The 16,847-nt window shown below is 53.4% G+C and carries 15 protein-coding genes and 3 pseudogenes; 10 read left to right on the forward strand and 8 right to left on the reverse strand.

Annotated elements, in window-relative coordinates; translation table 11 throughout:
• Positions 1-25 precede the first annotated feature (25 nt).
• From AB4N76_RS23835 to AB4N76_RS23855, 5 genes and pseudogenes are all read left to right on the forward strand, one after another.
• On the forward strand, positions 26-262 hold the full coding sequence (locus tag AB4N76_RS23835) for a hypothetical protein (protein ID WP_046026956.1): 237 nt from the start codon (positions 26-28) through the stop codon (positions 260-262).
• A gap of 86 nt (positions 263-348) precedes the next feature.
• Positions 349-1,458: a polysaccharide biosynthesis/export family protein gene (locus AB4N76_RS23840; RefSeq protein ID WP_460163594.1), complete on the forward strand. Its 1,110-nt coding sequence runs from the start codon at positions 349-351 to the stop codon at positions 1,456-1,458.
• Between the two features lie 14 nt (positions 1,459-1,472).
• Positions 1,473-2,138: a YjbF family lipoprotein gene (locus AB4N76_RS23845; RefSeq protein WP_139348070.1), complete on the forward strand. Its 666-nt coding sequence runs from the start codon at positions 1,473-1,475 to the stop codon at positions 2,136-2,138.
• Positions 2,135-2,896: a capsule biosynthesis GfcC family protein gene (locus tag AB4N76_RS23850; protein WP_077430559.1), complete on the forward strand. Its 762-nt coding sequence runs from the start codon at positions 2,135-2,137 to the stop codon at positions 2,894-2,896. Before AB4N76_RS23845 ends, AB4N76_RS23850 begins: the two co-directional genes overlap by 4 nt.
• A pseudogene (locus AB4N76_RS23855) lies at positions 2,893-4,972 on the forward strand (YjbH domain-containing protein). Before AB4N76_RS23850 ends, AB4N76_RS23855 begins: the two are co-directional and overlap by 4 nt.
• A 233-nt stretch (positions 4,973-5,205) precedes the next feature.
• On the opposite strand, the pseudogene AB4N76_RS23860 reads toward AB4N76_RS23855, so the two are convergent.
• The 4 genes and pseudogenes from AB4N76_RS23860 to AB4N76_RS23875 all read right to left on the reverse strand — a co-directional run bounded on the left by AB4N76_RS23860 (position 5,206) and on the right by AB4N76_RS23875 (position 9,184).
• A pseudogene (locus AB4N76_RS23860) lies at positions 5,206-6,603 on the reverse strand (undecaprenyl-phosphate glucose phosphotransferase).
• 345 nt (positions 6,604-6,948) lie between these two features.
• Positions 6,949-7,622 (reverse strand): annotated as a pseudogene (locus AB4N76_RS23865) (helix-turn-helix domain-containing protein).
• A 29-nt stretch (positions 7,623-7,651) separates the two neighbouring features.
• Entirely contained in the window at positions 7,652-8,218 is a 567-nt protein-coding gene (locus AB4N76_RS23870; RefSeq protein WP_460163595.1) for an EAL domain-containing protein, read from the reverse strand.
• 225 nt (positions 8,219-8,443) lie between these two features.
• The gene (locus AB4N76_RS23875) at positions 8,444-9,184 is read right to left on the reverse strand and encodes a winged helix-turn-helix domain-containing protein (protein ID WP_046026949.1); all 741 of its coding nucleotides are present in this window, start codon (positions 9,182-9,184) and stop codon (positions 8,444-8,446) included.
• Between the two features lie 497 nt (positions 9,185-9,681).
• On the opposite strand from AB4N76_RS23875, the gene AB4N76_RS23880 reads away from it, so the two are divergent.
• Entirely contained in the window at positions 9,682-10,515 is an 834-nt protein-coding gene (locus AB4N76_RS23880; RefSeq protein ID WP_046026948.1) for an undecaprenyl-diphosphate phosphatase, read from the forward strand.
• Positions 10,516-10,573: 58 nt separating this feature from the next.
• Here AB4N76_RS23880 and dusA read toward each other — a convergent pair whose 3' ends face one another.
• Positions 10,574-11,569: a tRNA dihydrouridine(20/20a) synthase DusA gene (dusA, locus tag AB4N76_RS23885; RefSeq protein WP_046026947.1), complete on the reverse strand. Its 996-nt coding sequence runs from the start codon at positions 11,567-11,569 to the stop codon at positions 10,574-10,576.
• 192 nt (positions 11,570-11,761) lie between these two features.
• Between dusA and AB4N76_RS23890 the strand changes: the two genes are divergently transcribed.
• Positions 11,762-12,421, forward strand: coding sequence for a hypothetical protein (locus AB4N76_RS23890; protein WP_460163596.1), 660 nt, complete (start codon positions 11,762-11,764; stop codon positions 12,419-12,421).
• Positions 12,422-12,532: 111 nt separating this feature from the next.
• Here AB4N76_RS23890 and AB4N76_RS23895 read toward each other — a convergent pair whose 3' ends face one another.
• Positions 12,533-13,597: a hypothetical protein gene (locus tag AB4N76_RS23895; RefSeq protein WP_046026946.1), complete on the reverse strand. Its 1,065-nt coding sequence runs from the start codon at positions 13,595-13,597 to the stop codon at positions 12,533-12,535.
• Between the two features lie 436 nt (positions 13,598-14,033).
• Here AB4N76_RS23895 and AB4N76_RS23900 point away from each other — a divergent pair, with 436 nt between their 5' ends.
• Together AB4N76_RS23900 and AB4N76_RS23905 are read left to right on the forward strand one after the other, a co-directional pair.
• Positions 14,034-14,402: a DUF6124 family protein gene (locus AB4N76_RS23900; protein WP_046026945.1), complete on the forward strand. Its 369-nt coding sequence runs from the start codon at positions 14,034-14,036 to the stop codon at positions 14,400-14,402.
• A 35-nt stretch (positions 14,403-14,437) separates the two neighbouring features.
• Positions 14,438-14,704 (forward strand): hypothetical protein, encoded by a 267-nt coding sequence (locus AB4N76_RS23905; protein ID WP_077430556.1) that lies wholly within the window; start codon positions 14,438-14,440, stop codon positions 14,702-14,704.
• A 75-nt stretch (positions 14,705-14,779) separates the two neighbouring features.
• On the opposite strand, the gene AB4N76_RS23910 is transcribed toward AB4N76_RS23905, so the two are convergent.
• Positions 14,780-15,385 carry a transglycosylase SLT domain-containing protein gene (locus AB4N76_RS23910; RefSeq protein ID WP_046026943.1) on the reverse strand — a complete coding sequence of 202 codons (606 nt, stop codon included), beginning with the start codon at positions 15,383-15,385 and terminating at the stop codon, positions 14,780-14,782.
• Between the two features lie 304 nt (positions 15,386-15,689).
• On the opposite strand from AB4N76_RS23910, the gene AB4N76_RS23915 reads away from it, so the two are divergent.
• Positions 15,690-15,908, forward strand: coding sequence for a hypothetical protein (locus AB4N76_RS23915; RefSeq protein ID WP_046026942.1), 219 nt, complete (start codon positions 15,690-15,692; stop codon positions 15,906-15,908).
• Positions 15,909-16,022: 114 nt separating this feature from the next.
• Here AB4N76_RS23915 and AB4N76_RS23920 read toward each other — a convergent pair whose 3' ends face one another.
• Positions 16,023-16,808 (reverse strand): transporter substrate-binding domain-containing protein, encoded by a 786-nt coding sequence (locus tag AB4N76_RS23920; protein ID WP_460163597.1) that lies wholly within the window; start codon positions 16,806-16,808, stop codon positions 16,023-16,025.
• Positions 16,809-16,847 lie beyond the last annotated feature (39 nt).

Raw genomic sequence — 16,847 nt, forward strand, 5'->3', positions numbered from 1 at the left:
AAGAACTCGCAGGAAGGAGTTTGATATGAAAAAGATGATGGTAATAGCCTTGTTGTCCATGATGAGCAGCTGGGTACTCGCCGTAGAAGAACCTCTCACTCTGGAAACAAAAGTGTTGGGTGACGTGACCGCTGGACAAGCCGTACTGGCAAGTACTGCACTGGTTGCAGGTGCAGTGGCCGCCTCCAACAGTGGTGGAAGTTCCAATGGCGGCACCACCGGGACAACAGGTACTACCGGGACGACCGGCACCAGTAACTAAGAAATTTCGCAGGTGTAATACAAGATTGCCCGGCTAACACTGGGCGATCTTGTTTTGTATTTGCCCTTGAATAGCGTAGTGCCTTTATGATTCGTAGTGTTCCTTTTTTAATGCTGGCAAGTATTGCTTTGCAAGGTTGCATGTTTTCGCCGGGTCAACATCTGAGCACCAGTGATATCACTCGCGAAGGGGCCAGCGAAAGCAGTCGGGTCGAGCTGATTCCAATTACCCCCAAGCTCATCGCCATGGACAGGGCCGCACAGATCGATAAGCCACTGCCCCCGGAATTACTGACGGCACCCGCCGAGTACCGCATCGGTAATAACGATGTCTTGTACATCACGGTGTGGGATCACCCCGAGTTGACTGCACCCTCAGGGGCGCAGCAGCAGATCGATGCAAACGGACGACTTGTCCGTTCCGATGGCACGCTCTACTACCCCTATATCAAGGAAGTCCAGGCCGCCGGCAAAACCATCCAGCAACTGCGATCCGATATCGCAGAAAAGTTGTCGATCTTCATCTCTGATCCGCAAGTGGATGTCGCCGTGTTGCGTTTTGCCAGCCAGAAAGTGGTGGTGTCGGGCGCCGTATTGAAAGCAGGTCCTCAAGCGATTTCCACCACCCCGCTCAATGTTGTTGAAGCCTTGGGTTCCGCCGGCATTGACCCGCTGAATGCTGACTTGTCCGGGTTGCTGTTGACGCGAAACGGGCGGGTGTATCCGCTCAACCTTGATGCGCTCAATCAACAGGATGCGGCGTTGCAAAAGGTCTACCTCAAAGGCGGCGATCAGTTGTACCTGCCGTACAACGACAGCAAAAAGATTTATGTAATGGGCGAGGTCAATCAGCCACGCGCGTTGACGTTCAAGACACGCACCATGAATCTTTCTGACGTTATAGGTTCGGTAGGGGGATTGAATCAGGCCACCTCGAATGGCAACGCCGTGTACGTCATCAGGGGCGTAGAAAACCTCGATGTAGAACCCGCCAAAATCTTTCAGCTGCAAGCTGAGTCGCCTGCCGCCATGGCACTCGCCACTCACTTCGATGTTCGCCCCCAGGACATCGTTTATGTGGGACCTGCCAACGTCACCCGCTGGAACCGCTTCATCAGTCAATTGGTGCCTTCGGCCGCGATTCTGGGCATAGGCGCTGCCGCACAAAACAACTTAAGCGAAGCTAACAACCGATAAGGTCTGGTCCAACTGTGAGAGCGTTGAAAGTTAGCGTCTGCTTGATGGCGGCGTTGCTGTTGTGTGGATGTAATCCGCTGATGAAGGCCACGCTGGCGAACTTCAAAGCCGTGGCCGGCGGACCTGATGATCTGGAGTTGACCCCGGCTCAAGTAGCCGAAGTTCACTACCCCCAACTCAAATTGACCACCCCTTCCGGCGTAGGGGTGTTGGCGATGGTGCGTGAACGAGGTGACTTGCAGTACTGGGTCGCGTCCGGCAAGCAGGTGTTGTTGCTGCGCGATGGCCTGGCAATTCGCAGTGTCGGTCTTGGCGTCGGAGGGGATCTGGACGGGACCCGTTTTGAAGCGGTCTCGCCGTTCAAACAGGGGCTTCATCGGCTGCCCGATGGATACACCAGCCAGCGCTGGATCGATCTTTATCAAGGCTACGAAGTGGGTGTTGTCGTGAACAGTCGCTTCACGCGACAACCCATGGAAACCATCAGGATTCTGGACAAGGAATACGCTGTGATGCGTGTTGATGAGCATATTGATGCGCCGCTTATTGGACTGCACGCGACCAATCATTATTGGGTCAATCCGGATAACGGTTTCATCCTGCAGAGCGAGCAGCAACTGACAGCGCAACTCAGGGTGACGATCGTTCAACTGACCTCTGAACGCAGGGCTGTCCGTTGAAGTTTCCCAAGGTGTTATGGACGTGCCTGTGGTTGATCTCCGGCGGCGTGAGTGCAGCTGTCACCGTCAGCGGTGATGTGCGCAATCCGGGAGTGGTCGAACTGCAACCCGATGGTCGAGTGCTGGACGTGATCCGCGTCGCGCAACCCAATCCTGAAGGCTATTGGATGGCGGCAGGGTGGCTGCGACGGTCATTGCTCGAAGAGCAGACTCGGCTTAAAGCCGGAGTCTTGTTCGACTTGAAGGTATTGCAACGTACCGCGTTGCTCCTGGAGCGAACCAGCCGGGCGACGTTGGCGTTGCGGATGTACGAGCAAGTCAGCTACTTGCCCGTCACGGGGCGCCAGGTGGCCGTCCTGGATCCGGTCGCGGTAGAGGTCGGGTTCGCTCGCAATTTCCGCCTCGCTGACGGCGACAGCCTGATCTACCCGATGCGCTCCAGTGTGGTTGAAGTGCTGGGTGCTGTCGCCGAACCGTGCCGGCTCGCGTATCGCCCCATGCAGGAAGCGCGTGACTACCTGCAAGGGTGTGCACCGCTTGCCGATGCTGAAGCCGATTACCTCTGGATCATTCAGCCCGATGGCGTTATCCGCCGGGTCGGCATTGCGCCGTGGAATCGCGAAAGCGGGCAGGTGCCTGCCGCGGGTAGCAAAATCCTGGTCCCTATCAAAAACGATGATCTTAATCCGCCTATACCTGAACTGAATCAGCAGTTGGCCGAATTTCTTGCCACGCAACTGGCTGAGGTGGTTCCTTGAATTTACGTTTTGCAGCGGTATTGTTGTTGCCATGTGGTTTGGTTCATGGAGAACCGCGATTTACTCAGAGTGATTTTGGCGGTGTGGGCTTGATGCAGACACCGACTGCCCGGATGACGCCGGCCGGCGAGCTGAGCGTGAATGCCAGTCGAACCAGTCCCTATAGTCGTTACAGCGTTTCACTGCAGCCATTTGAATGGCTGGAAGGCTCGTTTCGCTATACCGCGATCACCAACCGTAAGTATGGCCCCGAGTCGTTGAGTGGTGACCAGAGCTATAAAGACAAGGCTGTGGACGTCAAGCTGCGCCTTTGGCAAGAAAGCCATTGGGCACCTGAATTGGCCGTGGGTTTTCGCGACGTCGGTGGTACCGGTCTGTTTTCCAGCGAATACGTGGTGGCCAACAAGCGCTATGACGACTTTGATTTCAGCGCGGGTGTTGCCTGGGGTTATCTGGGGAATCGAGGCGATTTTGAAAACCCGCCAGGTTGGGTGGATGACCGCTTCAATACCCGGCCACAAAGCGAAGGCACGGGCGACGTCAATACCAACGCCTACTTCCGTGGTCGACCCTCTTTGTTCGGTGGCGTGACCTACCAGACGCCCTGGGACCCGCTCAGTCTCAAACTCGAGTACGAAGGCAACGACTATAAAAACGAGCCGAAGGACAACCACATCAAGCAAGACTCGCCCATCAACATTGGCGCAGTGTTCAAGCTGACCGATTCGGTTGATCTAAGCGCTGGCTGGGAGCGTGGCAATACGGCCATGTTCGGCATCACCCTGCACACCAACTTTGTCAGCCGCAAGGCGCCGGCCAAGACCTACGATCCGCCAGCGGAGCGCCTGCCGGCGCATGCACCCGCGACTGCGCCGGACCAGGTCAACTGGGCCAACGTGTCTCAACGGCTGCAAAAAAATGCGGGCTACAACGTTGAGCGCATTGCCCAGCGCGGCTCAGAGTTATTGGTGTACGGCGAACAGTCGAATTATTTCTATTCGGCAAAAGCCGTCGGCCGGGCCAGCCGGATTCTGGACAACAGCGTTAACGACGATATCGACTGGTTTACCGTGGTCAACAAGCGCTACGACATGCCGCTGGACGAAACCAGTGTGCCCTCGCGAGACCTTTCGCGAGGTGGTCAACAATGAGGAGCCATTGCAAAGTCTGCACCGTGCGACTGAGGTCAATAACCCGCTCCCGCACACGGAGACCACGCTCTATACCGGGGCGCTCGATCCATTCAAATATGGCATCGGGCTGGGCTACAAACAGAACGTGGGCGGCCCTGATGGGTTGCTCTATCAGTTGACTGCCGATGTGGACGCCGAGTACCGCTTCACGCGCAATATCTGGTGGAGTGGCCTGCTCAGTACCAATCTGGCCAACAACTACGATCACTTCACCTACGACGCGCCAAGTGGTTTACCCCGGGTGAGGACGGACCTGCGCAAGTACCTGACGACCTCGGATGTCACCATGCCGACGTTCCAACTCAATCACGCTGAACGGCTGGATAAAGACCTGTATGGCATGGTCTATGGCGGCTACCTGGAGTCGATGTTTGCCGGCGTTGGCGGTGAGGTACTGTTTCGTCCAATGGGGCAGCGCTGGTCTGTCGGCGCGGACCTGAATTTCGTGCGTCAGCGCGAGTTTGACCAAGGCTTCGGCCTGCGGGATTACTCGACCGTTACGGGCCACATCACCGGTTATACCGACTTGCCTTTCGAGGCTCAGGCGGCTGTCAGTGTCGGTCGTTACCTGGCGCGGGATTGGGGCGCTACGGTCGATCTGTCACGGGAGTTCGCCAATGGTGTGCGATTCGGGGCCTGGGCCACGTTGACCACCGCAACGAGTGAGGAATACGGCGAGGGCAGTTTCGACAAGGGCATTTACATCTCCATACCGTTCGACGAAATGATGAGTATGTCGACGATGCGTCGCGCCAATATCGTCTGGTCCCCACTGACCCGGGACGGTGGTGCACGGCTCAATCGCAGTTACTCGTTGCACGCCATGACCGATAGCCGTGACACCGATCTGTTCTATCGCAACTTTGACAAGATCACTGAGTGACTGCGGGCGATCTACAGGGCAATCAGCGCTGTAGATCGCACCCGGAACAACCGCAAGATGTGGCGCAGAGTTCTCTGCGCTATCTCCCCCCAAGACACCAATGCAACACTAAGCCCGGGAATCCTGAGGTGGTTGGTCGTGCCTGAGTGGCCATCAGAGAGCCCAATCGGCGCCCACGAAAAAGGGGACTTGCGTCCCCTTGTCGAGCTTGCCTGTGTCCAACTACCAAGCCATCAGTAAATATCTTTAGACAGCAGGGTGAAGGGCGTCCTTCACCAGGATCTTCAGGTCCAGCCACAACGACCAATTGTTGATGTACTTGAGGTCGATCTCGACGCGTTTCTGCATCTTGTCGAGGGTGTCGGTCTCGCCGCGGCAACCGTTGATTTGAGCCAGCCCGGTAATCCCCGGTTTGATTCGGTGGCGCGCCATGTAGGCGAGAATTTTCCCTGAGTAGTAATCATTGTGTGCAACGGCGTGCGGACGTGGCCCGACAAGCGCCATTTGGCCTTGCAATACATTGAACAGTTGCGGCAGTTCATCGATCGAGGTGCGGCGGATAAAACGTCCCACTGAAGTAATCCGTGAATCGTTACGACTGGCTTGCTTTACTTCATGATCATCGTGCACGCGCATCGAGCGAAACTTCCAGACCTGGATCACCTTGCCGTTCCAGCCGTGACGGTCCTGCTTGAAGAACACCGGGCCAGGCGAGTTGAATTTCACGGCCAAGGCAATGAGCAACAGTAGTGGGCTCAGCAGAACAATGGCCAAGAGCGCAACGCCCTTTTCCAGCAGGCTTTTACTCAATGCAGCGGTGGGCTGGCTGGTCAACGGGCTTTCATTCAAGTAAATCGCCGGCAAGCCGTCCACGATACTCACAGAATGATTAAGCAGTGTCAGGCTATTCAAGTCCGGCACCCATACCACGTCTACGTTAGCTCCCAGCAAATCGATATACATGGCCTCGATTTTTGCCGCTTCACTCAGGGGCAGCGTAATGTACAAGCGTCGGATGTCATGGACTTTGATCAATTCCAGCAGTTGCTCCTGCGGTACCCACAATACGCGGTGAACCCATTCCTGGCGGGAGTGAGGTATCCGTGCTGACCAGTCCCACGAGTGGGGAGTGTTCCAGGCTACGAAGGTTCCTGGCCAGTCCCAGCGCCAACTCGCCAGTACCCACGATCAGGGTCTTATGCTCGCGTTGTAGTGACCGTCGATAGTATTGCGAGAATCCGTGCAGTGGGACGTACAGCAGGGCTTGCCCGATGTAGCCGCAGGCGGCCCATATCAGGATAAGTTGACGAGAAAACAGTTCGTCAGCCTTACAGATAAACGCCACACAGGCTAACGCGGCCAAGGTCATTGACCACCCCATCAGCAATCGTCCCAAGCCTGTCAGGTAGTTATCCTTTTTTGCATAGACACCACACCACGAATAGGCGGGAACCGAGGCAAGCACAGTAAGAATTGCGCACACTCGATAATAAAACTCTACCGTTCCGGTCTTGTAATAAACCAATGAAAATAACAGGGCAATAACAAAGCCCTGACCCAGTGCCCATTGTCCCCAGAAGGTCAATCCTTTGCAGGTGGGTATTTCGATTGATACGAAGATTGTTAACCATGCGATATCCCCAAAATACGTCCATTTGCGCGTCGACAGACAACAGCCAAAGTTGATGAAACAGGCGTTATTATTTTTATAAGTTGGCAAAACATTGACGACCGAAACGCCACTGTGCGGCGTACTCGTCAGTGAATAGGTTAAATTATTGGGGAGAGGGCTGTCTGACGACTTCTAACGAGTAGTTAGTTTCTGCGTCCATTAGCCTGGACGGTAAAGTGTTAGAAATAGTCGATAATGTGCGGAGGGCGGCGGAGTATTACTAGAGGAGTTTGTTTTGGCGCCAAGGAGGACTAGTGTGCTTTTTATTTTTGTAATGCACGATCAGTCTGGTTGTTATGTTTGCTCAGTTGAGGCCTTTTCCTCGAATGATTTTTTGTATAAGGCAGTAGCCGCGGTTCCTGACCGCGCGGAAAAGACGCTCGCCATTGCTGGCATTTTTAAACTTTTCCTGTAATCGGCTAAGGCACATTTCGAGACCTCGATAATATTCGGGCTCTCTGCCAATGCTCCGAATAAGATCATCCTTGCTGACCACGCGATCGTCATGGTGCAACATTCTTTTGACCAGTGTGGCCTCCAGGCCCGTCAAGACAATCTCGATGTCATCTTTGATTAAGGCGCCGTTGCCATTGCTCAGTCGCCAGGCATCTGCATAGGGGGTGTGCGGTTTGGCCGTTTTGGAGAGGGTGTCTCTGGTTTCAACTGCAAGTGAATGGATGTTGTCAAACCGAGAATCGGAATGAGCCACTAGCCATTCGGATTCAAACATCGAAAGTATGCGTTGCGTATCGTGTTTAATAACAGGTGGGACAATGTTGTCCAAGTGAGGGGGAATGAATTCCATGAGTTTAGGGGCGGAAGAGGGCATGACAACACCTTCGACAAACATTTTGCCTGTGACGTGCCAAATGAGTTGTATCGCTCGCTTGACAGTAATTCCTCAAGCTCAAGTTGTAATGCCGGGCTATGAGTAACTACGACAAAATATTTTCTGGGGAGGGGTGTGCGGCTTTCCATGTCTTCTCTCCTGAAGTGCACTCTCGGTTTTAATTTAAAAGTATGTCGGCGGGGGAGTAGTGGCTCCCTTGGAAGTAATCAAAGGGCAGTGCACGGGCCAATATGTGGCTGGCGGCATGCTCGACTCGGTCAGCTATAAAGACGACTTTTGTAGTGTGAGTCAGCATGGTCATACGTTCATGCAGTCGATTGAATAACTCGGGGTTGCCAGTCAGTTTAAGGCCAGAGTCTAGGGTTGAAAGGGAGATTTTTATATAGTCGAATAGATTCAGGGTTGTAAAGATTTCGATACTTTCGTCGTGGATGTTATAGCCATCGAAAGCGATTTCTATGCCGTGATCTTTCAACAGATATACGTTGTTGAGGATTTTCTTTTTGTCGGTGAAGCTGATCGCCGAAAGAGGCAGCTCATTGAGAGCGATAGCCAATGTCTGACCGAAATTGCGCAGCGCATCGTTGCACTGTATCAACTCTTCGGTGAGGGCCGCACTGGTGAGATCCGATTGTGCTACGCATACAAAACGTCGGCTTAAGTACTTGTTTTCGCTAGTGGCATTTTGATCTTTTAGCGAGAAGGCAATCAGTCGGGTCTGCATGAGTACTTCACTGTAGATGCCACTCATCTGATGCAGCGGTGGCGTACAGGATGCACGAGTAGGCGAAACCTGACTGTCGTCAAGTTGTATTCTGATCTCACTGCCAAATGGGCAGTCATCGCGAGCGAGGATCAGTTGTCGAGACAAGTAATGACTTGCACGATTGACGTGAGACACGACTTCACGCTGCGTTCATACAGCAGTAACTCCCTTGCACATTAATCATCAGGCGGTCGAGATCAGACCCCTGATTAAACGATATCCATGACCACGAATACTTTGAATAGCGTTCGTGCCATACAGGCCTTTTATTTTTCCGCGAAGGCGGCTAATGGACTTTTCCAAGGCCCTTGGGTCATAAAAAGTTATATTGAGGCCCATGATTATGGCGATTTCATCATGACTCAATATTTGGTTTTTAGTTTCGGAGAATGCTTCAAGAATCTTCATTTCAGAAAACGAAACATCTAGTTTTTTACAGTCTCCGATCAGACACATGCGAGTCGGATCCAAGAGTAGATTATGCTGCTTTTTCCATTCGGCGCTATTAAAAAACTCGGAAATCACGTCCGGGTTTTCCTCAGTTACAGTGTCAAATTTAATGCAGTGATCGGCGCCGGCAAGATAATATTTCATCTTGTTGAAGGTGCCTTTTCCGGTGATGGCTACTACAATAATAAGTGCATGGTTACCGGCGCGAATGTTTTCAACCAGGGTGAGGCTTTCAGCAAACGCCTGAGGGCTGTCAATGACAATAAAAACTGCGCGATACGAGTGGAGGTCCTTGTTTTGTTTGAAGGGGTTGCTGTAGCACATCGTATCAACGGATATATCATCGGTGACGTGGTGTACTACTAAAGTCTTAAAGCTCTCCACTAACGTATGGGTCCGTCCGATGGTGAGAATACCGGTCATTTCCTTTGTATGGTTGTGACGGGTAGTCGTTATTTTCCTTGTAAGCATCATGCTTTGACTCGGCTGGGTGCTGACATTTGAATGTTAAAGCACCAATTCTCATTTGTGACTGACAATTGGTAACATTTCATTGGTTTTCCTAGCGGACGGCATAGTTTTTTTAACATTGCTGGTGAGGAGGACGTGAATCTTTGCGCTCGTGTGTGAGAGGTGACGATTGAGGCGAGAGTGTCATTGTGCCATCTTTTGCTGTGATGTCCTGCATTTTCAGATCGATTCGCTATGGGGTCGGGTAATGCTGCTGTTACTTGGATTGTTGTTGGGGTGCTATGAATTACCATTGCGTGATTGCTTAATTGGTTAGTTTGAGTTTTTCTACAGTCATGATCTATCCACTTTGTGCCGATACATAACATCGAGTATGTTATTTGTGGCGCTGGACAATTATTAACATTGGGTTTTAATTTTGGAGTGGATGCGGTTTACTTTCTCCTTGGCGATACATTAAAAAGCACGTCAGTGTGTGCTTTTGACGATGAGGGGGAACAATGGATTTTTTGACTACCGTAAAGGTATTGATTTTAGGGGTGGTCGAAGGGCTGACGGAGTTTTTGCCCATATCAAGTACTGGGCACCAAATTATTGTTGCAGACTTGCTCGATTTTGGCGGCGAACGAGCGATGGCTTTCAATATCATTATTCAACTGGGCGCCATACTCGCGGTCGTCTGGGAGTTTCGTCGCAAGATCCTCGAGATCATCACAGGCTTGCCGACTCAACGTAATGCACAACGTTTTACTTTGAACTTATTGATCGGTTTTTTACCGGCTGTTGTCCTGGGCGTGTTGTTCGCCGATAAGATCCATGAATATCTGTTTAATCCAATCACCGTGGCGGTGGCATTGGTAGTGGGCGGCATCATCATGTTGTGGGCTGAGCGACGAGAACATGTGGTGTATGTCGATCACGTTGATGATATGCGCTGGACCGACGCCCTTAAAGTCGGCTTCGCCCAATGCCTGGCGATGATCCCGGGCACCTCACGTTCTGGATCGACCATTATTGGCGGACTGCTGTTTGGGCTGTCACGCAAGGCCGCAACCGAGTTTTCGTTCTTCCTGGCAATGCCAACCATGGTCGGTGCCGCGGTCTACTCAGGCTACAAATATCGGGAACTGTTCCAGGCCGGCGACCTGCCGGTGTTTGCCTTGGGTTTCGTGACCGCGTTCTTTTTCGCCATGATTGCTGTGCGCGGCTTGCTCAAGTTCATCGCCAGCCACAGTTACGCTGTATTTGCCTGGTACCGGATCGCATTCGGTTTGTTGATTCTGGCAACGTGGGTATTCGGTTGGGTTAACTGGACTGAGGCGGCAGCACTCTGATACGTGCACCAGGCTGAGGACATACAGCCTGGTTTTCGTAAATCCAGACGGCTAACCGTTAACGTCCCTCAAGTAACTCCGCTGCTTGATCCAGCAACGCCAAAGGCTCTTTGGCCTTGTGAATATCCACCGACAACAGCTGCCGAAACTTGCGCGCCCCCGCAAACCCGGTGCCCAGCCCTAGCACATGCCGAGTGATGTGGTGCATCGAACCGCCCGCATCAATGTGCGCCGCTATATAAGGCCGCAACTGCGCCAGCGCCTCGGCCCGAGTGATCACCGGTGCCGTACTGCCAAACAGTTGCTGATCCACTTCAGCCATCACATAAGGATTGTGATAAGCCTCGCGGCCCAGCATCACGCCGTCGAACGTTTGCAAATGTTCATGGCAGGCTTCCAGCGACTTGATCCCGCCGTTGAGAATAATCTCCAGGTCCGGAAAATCCTTCTTCAACTGCGCTGCCACGTCATAACGCAGGGGCGGAATGTCGCGATTCTCCTTCGGCGACAACCCCTCCAAAATCGCAATTCGCGCATGCACGGTAAAACTCGTGCACCCGGCATCCCGCACTGTGCCGACGAAGTCACACAGTTGCTCGTAACTGTCCCGCCCATTGATACCGATGCGGTGCTTCACCGTCACCGGAATCGACACCGCATCACGCATCGCCTTCACACAATCAGCCACCAACTGCGGATGCCCCATGAGCACCGCGCCGATCATATTGTTCTGCACCCGATCACTCGGGCAGCCGACATTCAGATTCACCTCGTCGTAACCGTGCTCCTGTGCCATGCGGGCGCAGGCGGCCAGGTCCAACGGGACACTGCCGCCGAGTTGCAGGGCGAGCGGGTGTTCGGCTTCGTTGTGACGCAGGAAACGGTCGTGATCACCGTTGAGCAGCGCGCCGGTGGTGACCATTTCGGTGTAGAGCAGGGCGTTTTTCGACAAGAGGCGTAGGAAAAAACGGCAATGGCGGTCAGTCCAATCCATCATCGGGGCCACGCTGAAGCGGCGGGAAAGTGGGGCGGGTGTGGCGGTGATTGGGGGCATTGGCGGTCTGGAATCGGTGGGGCGAAAGACGGGAGTTTATCAGGAATGGGTCAGTTGGGTTGAGGCGAGTCCTACGGCAGTCATCCTCTTGTGCCAAGGGCAAGCCTGTTGGTGGGATTGAGCGAGACAGTTATCAGGTAGGCTGATAGCATCTGGCTACTAACTACAAAGCTGTTCGAGGAAGGGGATCCCATGCTGAAGAAATTTGCGTCATTTGCTTTAGTCGCCGCCAGCATTTTTGTATTTGCGCAAGGCGCAGCTGCCGAAGACAAGCTCTTCAAGAATTACGTCTATCAATCCCCCCTCGCGAACTACACCGAAGCCACTGGTTACTACGACTGCTCCGAAGATGTCGGCGGGACGGCAAGGTGCATCGACGACGTCGATTTTCTGGAGGAGAAATTCACCGTAGCGTTGGTATTCTCGAGTGACAAGTTGATCATGGTGTCGTTAATCAGCCCGTTCGATCAGGATTTGTATGGCAAAGCCATCGCACGGCTTTCCAAGACATTCACGTTGGTTTCCATGAGCGATGATAAGTCGGTGCTGGACGTGGTCGAAGTCGCGAAGAAAGTGAGTAACAAAGACGAATTGACAGCGAAGTTGTCCAACTTCGAACAGGTCGGTCTGACCTCTGGGAGTCTGACCTATACGTTTCTGGAAGGTGTGAATGCCAGAGGGCAGTCAAATGCAGTTGGCGCGTTGAGCGCATCACCTGAAAATACGAGGTCTGCTGAGTTGGTGCTTGCGGGGGAGGGGGCTGATGCAGGGTTGTTGATTCGGTTTTCGTTTCCGCAGTTGGAGGCTAATAAGGTTATTCAGGCAGCTAAGAAGCCGGTTGAGGCTTTCTGATATTGGTGCTGAGGGGGGCTGTCTAGTCCTGAAGTAGGGTTACACCTGTTTCACCCCAACGCCCGATGCATCGTATCGGGCGGTTTCGAATCTCCACCGCAGTAACCGAAACTACAACCCATCAAAGACATAGCTATCCGCTTGCTCGCAGTAGATGATGATCTTCGCTCCCAGTTCTTCACCGATCGGCTTGAGGAAGTCATCGCGAGGATTCTGTGGCAATACCATAAAGCGCCTCACAGGCATGTCCAGGAGGGCGCTGATGCCTTCGCCATGAATCAGTAGCTGACCTACAGCCGTGTATATGTCCTGCGTAGAGGCTGACGTCTTCACCTCGAACAGATCTACAGTTCCTCCACGGATAGCAGCAAGATCCACGGCTTGGCTTTTACGTAAGTTATCTCCCCCGCCCAACGCTTTGTGAAGGGCTGAAACAATAGCGCCATGTGTAACGATGCGAGTACCGCTCACCACCGGAGGGTTAATCGTGGACTCGCCGTAGAATTCGTCCACATATTTGGAAAGTTTGGCCATTGGCTCGGCTTTGGTTTTTTTGCCTTTTTGTCGATCTCCGCCGGCAGCGGAATTCGCAGAGGTGTTCGCTATGTCTACCAAGCCATTAGCAATACGTGTAGCCACTTCTCGAGCTTCTAAGGCAAATTCGAAAAGCTTGTCGACCATTTCTTCATGTTCGAGGCCAGCGATCAAAATGACGGGATTTTTCTTCTTCCCGTCTTGGGCAAGAACACATGTTTTGAATTGGGAAAGCACCAGATCTTTTGGCAGACCTGCATTGCCCTTGGTTAGCTTGCCCCGGTGTGCGACGAAAATTTCACCGAAAGCGTCCTGTACAAATGCACCTGCAGGTGCCCGGCTGTACTTCTCTTTGGGGAAATTCAGTTGTACGGCCAGTTCAAGCCACGAGTCGTTTCCGGGATCTCCAAAGAGCAAGTGGTTGACATGCTTTTTCGCATCCGAAACTTTGGGGCTCCACCCGCGCACGCGCGTTCCGTGCTCTTCCTCGAAGTAGACTCGGCCCGTGTGGTGGCCTGCTGGGTAGGTCAGTTCACGGCTCTGTTTATACGGAAATCGCGCGGAAATGATCTTGGCCAGCTTGGTGTTTAGCTGGCGGATCTTCACTGGATCCGTGACGATTTTGAAGGTCGTGTCACTCATTGCCATTCCTTGGTTGTGTCTTTCGATGCTCTGCTTATACAGGCTAACCAAGGTTCCAGGCACTTTTCGCTATCGATTCGCTCGACCTGGAAATGAGTCGGACGAAAATTGGTACGAATATTCGAACTCGGCGCTGGTGGAATTGTTTTTTACGGAGAGGATGGTACGAAAATGGTACGGGCGGCTTAGGTGTCTGCCATAGGCCTTTAAATACGAGGCGTGAGAGCTTGGTAAGTCCAATCCATCATCAGACCGCAAAACGGTATGTGATGAGAGCGCACCGATGTCGGAGACTTCCCACAATCCCTGTCCCCATTGACCATCTAGCACTTCCCGAACGAGCCAGATGACCTTCCTCTCGTCGCTGCAAAATCAGTGACAGGGTGTGGAAGCCCTTCTCAGATCTAGTTCCTTATTCAAACTCAGGAACAACCCAATGAAAAAAATCACGCCCGAAAAACCAACCACTTCCGAGTCCCTCGATCCAATCAAACTTTCTGAAGCCACGGAGCGCACCGTCAGCAAACGCCTCCGCAACCCAACCCACGCCGACCCTGTCAGCCACGTCTTCACCATCCTCCCCAACATCGACACCGAATCTCTCCTGAGCCACGCCTGCGAAACGCTCGCGTCGCTAAACGTCTTGACCACTGATCTGGCCTGCAAGCTCGAAGGTTCAAACCGCAGCCTCGCCCTCTCAATCCAGCAACTAGCAGTAATCGGCGAGCTATTGATAAATCGAGCCCTGGACAACCTCGACCCGCCCGAAGGCGTGTCCGAAGTTCCATCCGCCAGCCAGGCCTAAGCGGTCACGCTCGTTTATTCAATGGAGGTTCAACCATGGCTAGATACATGCCCATCACCGGCATCGACTGCACCGTCCCGTCGCTGCTGATTGATACCGAAGCGCCCGTCGACGTGTTGCACGACACCGCCGCGTACCGCATCCGTGCCGTGACACAACTGCTGGAAACGCTGTCTCTCGGCGAGGGCATCGGTCGCGACGCATTGTTGCTGCAAGACTTCGCACGGGTGCTGGCGATTCCGTTGCGTGATGGCTGTGATTTTATGGATGTAGTGGGGCGGCGATTACAGGCGCAGGTTTAGGTTTCGCGGTTCTATGTCCAGTCCTGAAATAGGGTTACACCTATTTCAGGACTGGACACTAGACGAGTGCGCAGCTCAAAAAAACCAGCTGCGATCACTTTCCAGTTCCTGGCGACATTGCTTGAGTTGCGAGCTGTAGTTCTGTGATTGTTGTTCTACTTTGCGCGCTACCTGCATTAGCCAGGGCTTGCTGAGATAGGTGCCGTTGCGATATCCCCCGCGTCCTTCGTGGTACGCCAGATACTGGTTATAGGTATCCCATTTGGAGATCCCGAGTTGGCGCTGAGTGCCGGTGGTGTACCAGCCGATGAACATGATTGCGTCATCAAAGTTGTCGCGCGAACCGCCATTGCCGGTGCCGTCTTTGTACTCGCCCCACACGGGGTCTTGCGCTTGCGCATAGCCGTAGGCGGAGCTGACTCGACCCCAAGGGATGACCCACAGCAGGTAGTCGCGAGGGGGGAGCGCATCGGCAACAAAACTGCTTTCCTGCTTCATGATTGCCATCGCCACATGTTGAGGCGTGCCCCACTTTTCCTGCATCTCCAGCGAGTCTTCGTACCAGTCAGGGTATTCACGATAAATATTGCAGAGGTTGTTTTGGTCCTTGGGTGGCGACGTTGTGCAGCCCGTCAAGATCAGCAGCATCAATACAGGTATCCATGTTCGCCATTGCTTCATTCATCGTGTCTCGGAAAAGAGTAAGGGTGACGTCAGCCCAAATAAGTCGCACGTGGCCCGCATGGGCCAAAGCACCGACGGCAACGTGTGATGTCATCTGGCTGGACGAGGTCACCCGTTGGCGAGGCTGCTTTGTAACGTTCTGCTACCGTTGAACGACCCTTTTTCACCTCCCGGGCCGCCGAAGCTGAACCAATGCTGTCGGCGCGCAAAGTTTCATGATGCCCGGCGAAATGGCAGTCTAGGATGACCACTTAAGGTCGTATCACCGCGCTTGCATCCCATCCCATAGAGGGAACTGAAAATGATCTCGAAACTGTTCAAAGTCGTGCTGATCGGTGGTGCGTTGCTGTTGAGCGCCTGTTCGGGTGTGAGCACCCAGAGCAATTATTCGGAAGAATCCGTGCCCTCTGCCGGCTTTGGCCCGGGCCCCACCAACAATCCCGGTAAGTTGAATTTCCATGGCAGTGCGCTCGGCAACAGCTTTGGCGAGTACAGTTCGGGGTTGTTGCACGATGATTGATTAACGGCGGAAGTGTTTCCGCCGTTTTGCGTTTTACTTGAGGGCTGGCGACTGCTGCGCAGTCGGACGCAGGCTTCGCCAGCTGCTACAGGGGGGGGCGTGGCAGGTTGTGGGTTATTTAGTTTCCGGTGTGGCTATCCACTGGCTTAGGACTTTCTGATAGTTGCCCGTCACCTTGGCCAGGTGCAGCCGCTGATCAACATACAACTTCCAGGTGATGTCGTCGCGCGGCAGCAGGTAGGCCTTTTCCCCATACTGCATAAACCGGCTCGGGTTAACCGCGCACAAACCGGGTTTGAGTTTCTGCTGGTAAAGCGCTTCCGACGCATCGGTAATCATCACGTCCGCCTTCTTGTCCAGTAGCTCCTGGAAGATGCTCACGTTGTCGTGAAGGCTCAATTGCGCCTTGGGCAAGAAGGCGTGAACAAAGGCTTCGTTAGTGCCACCGGCCAGTTCAACCAGACGAACTGAAGGCTGGTTGATTTGCTCTACGGTCTGGTACAGCGACTGATCTTCGCAGCGCACCAGCGGGATCTTGCCGTCGACGTCCAGTGTGGTGCTGAAGAAGGCTTTTTTCTGACGCTCCAGGGTGACCGAGATCCCGCCCATGCCGATGTCGCATTTGCCCGCCAGCAAGTCGGGCATCAGGGTTTTCCAAGTGGTCTGCACCCATTCAACCTTGACGCCCAGGCTGTCCGCCAGTGAACGAGCCATGGCAATGTCGATGCCTGAGTATTCGCCGGTCTCGGCTTTGTAGGTGTAGGGTTTGTAGTCGCCTGTCGTACAAACCCGTAGTTGGCCTTGTTGAATGACGCTGTCCAGGTGCGAAGGTTCTGCCTGAACGCCAAACGATAGAGCGAGTAAGCCCCCGAGCATGATTGTGCTGCTTATGTGTTTCATTGTTGTCCGGCTTCCATGATGGATTTGGGACTCAGAGTA

The sequence above is a fragment of the Pseudomonas sp. S2_F03 genome, assembly GCF_054668335.1.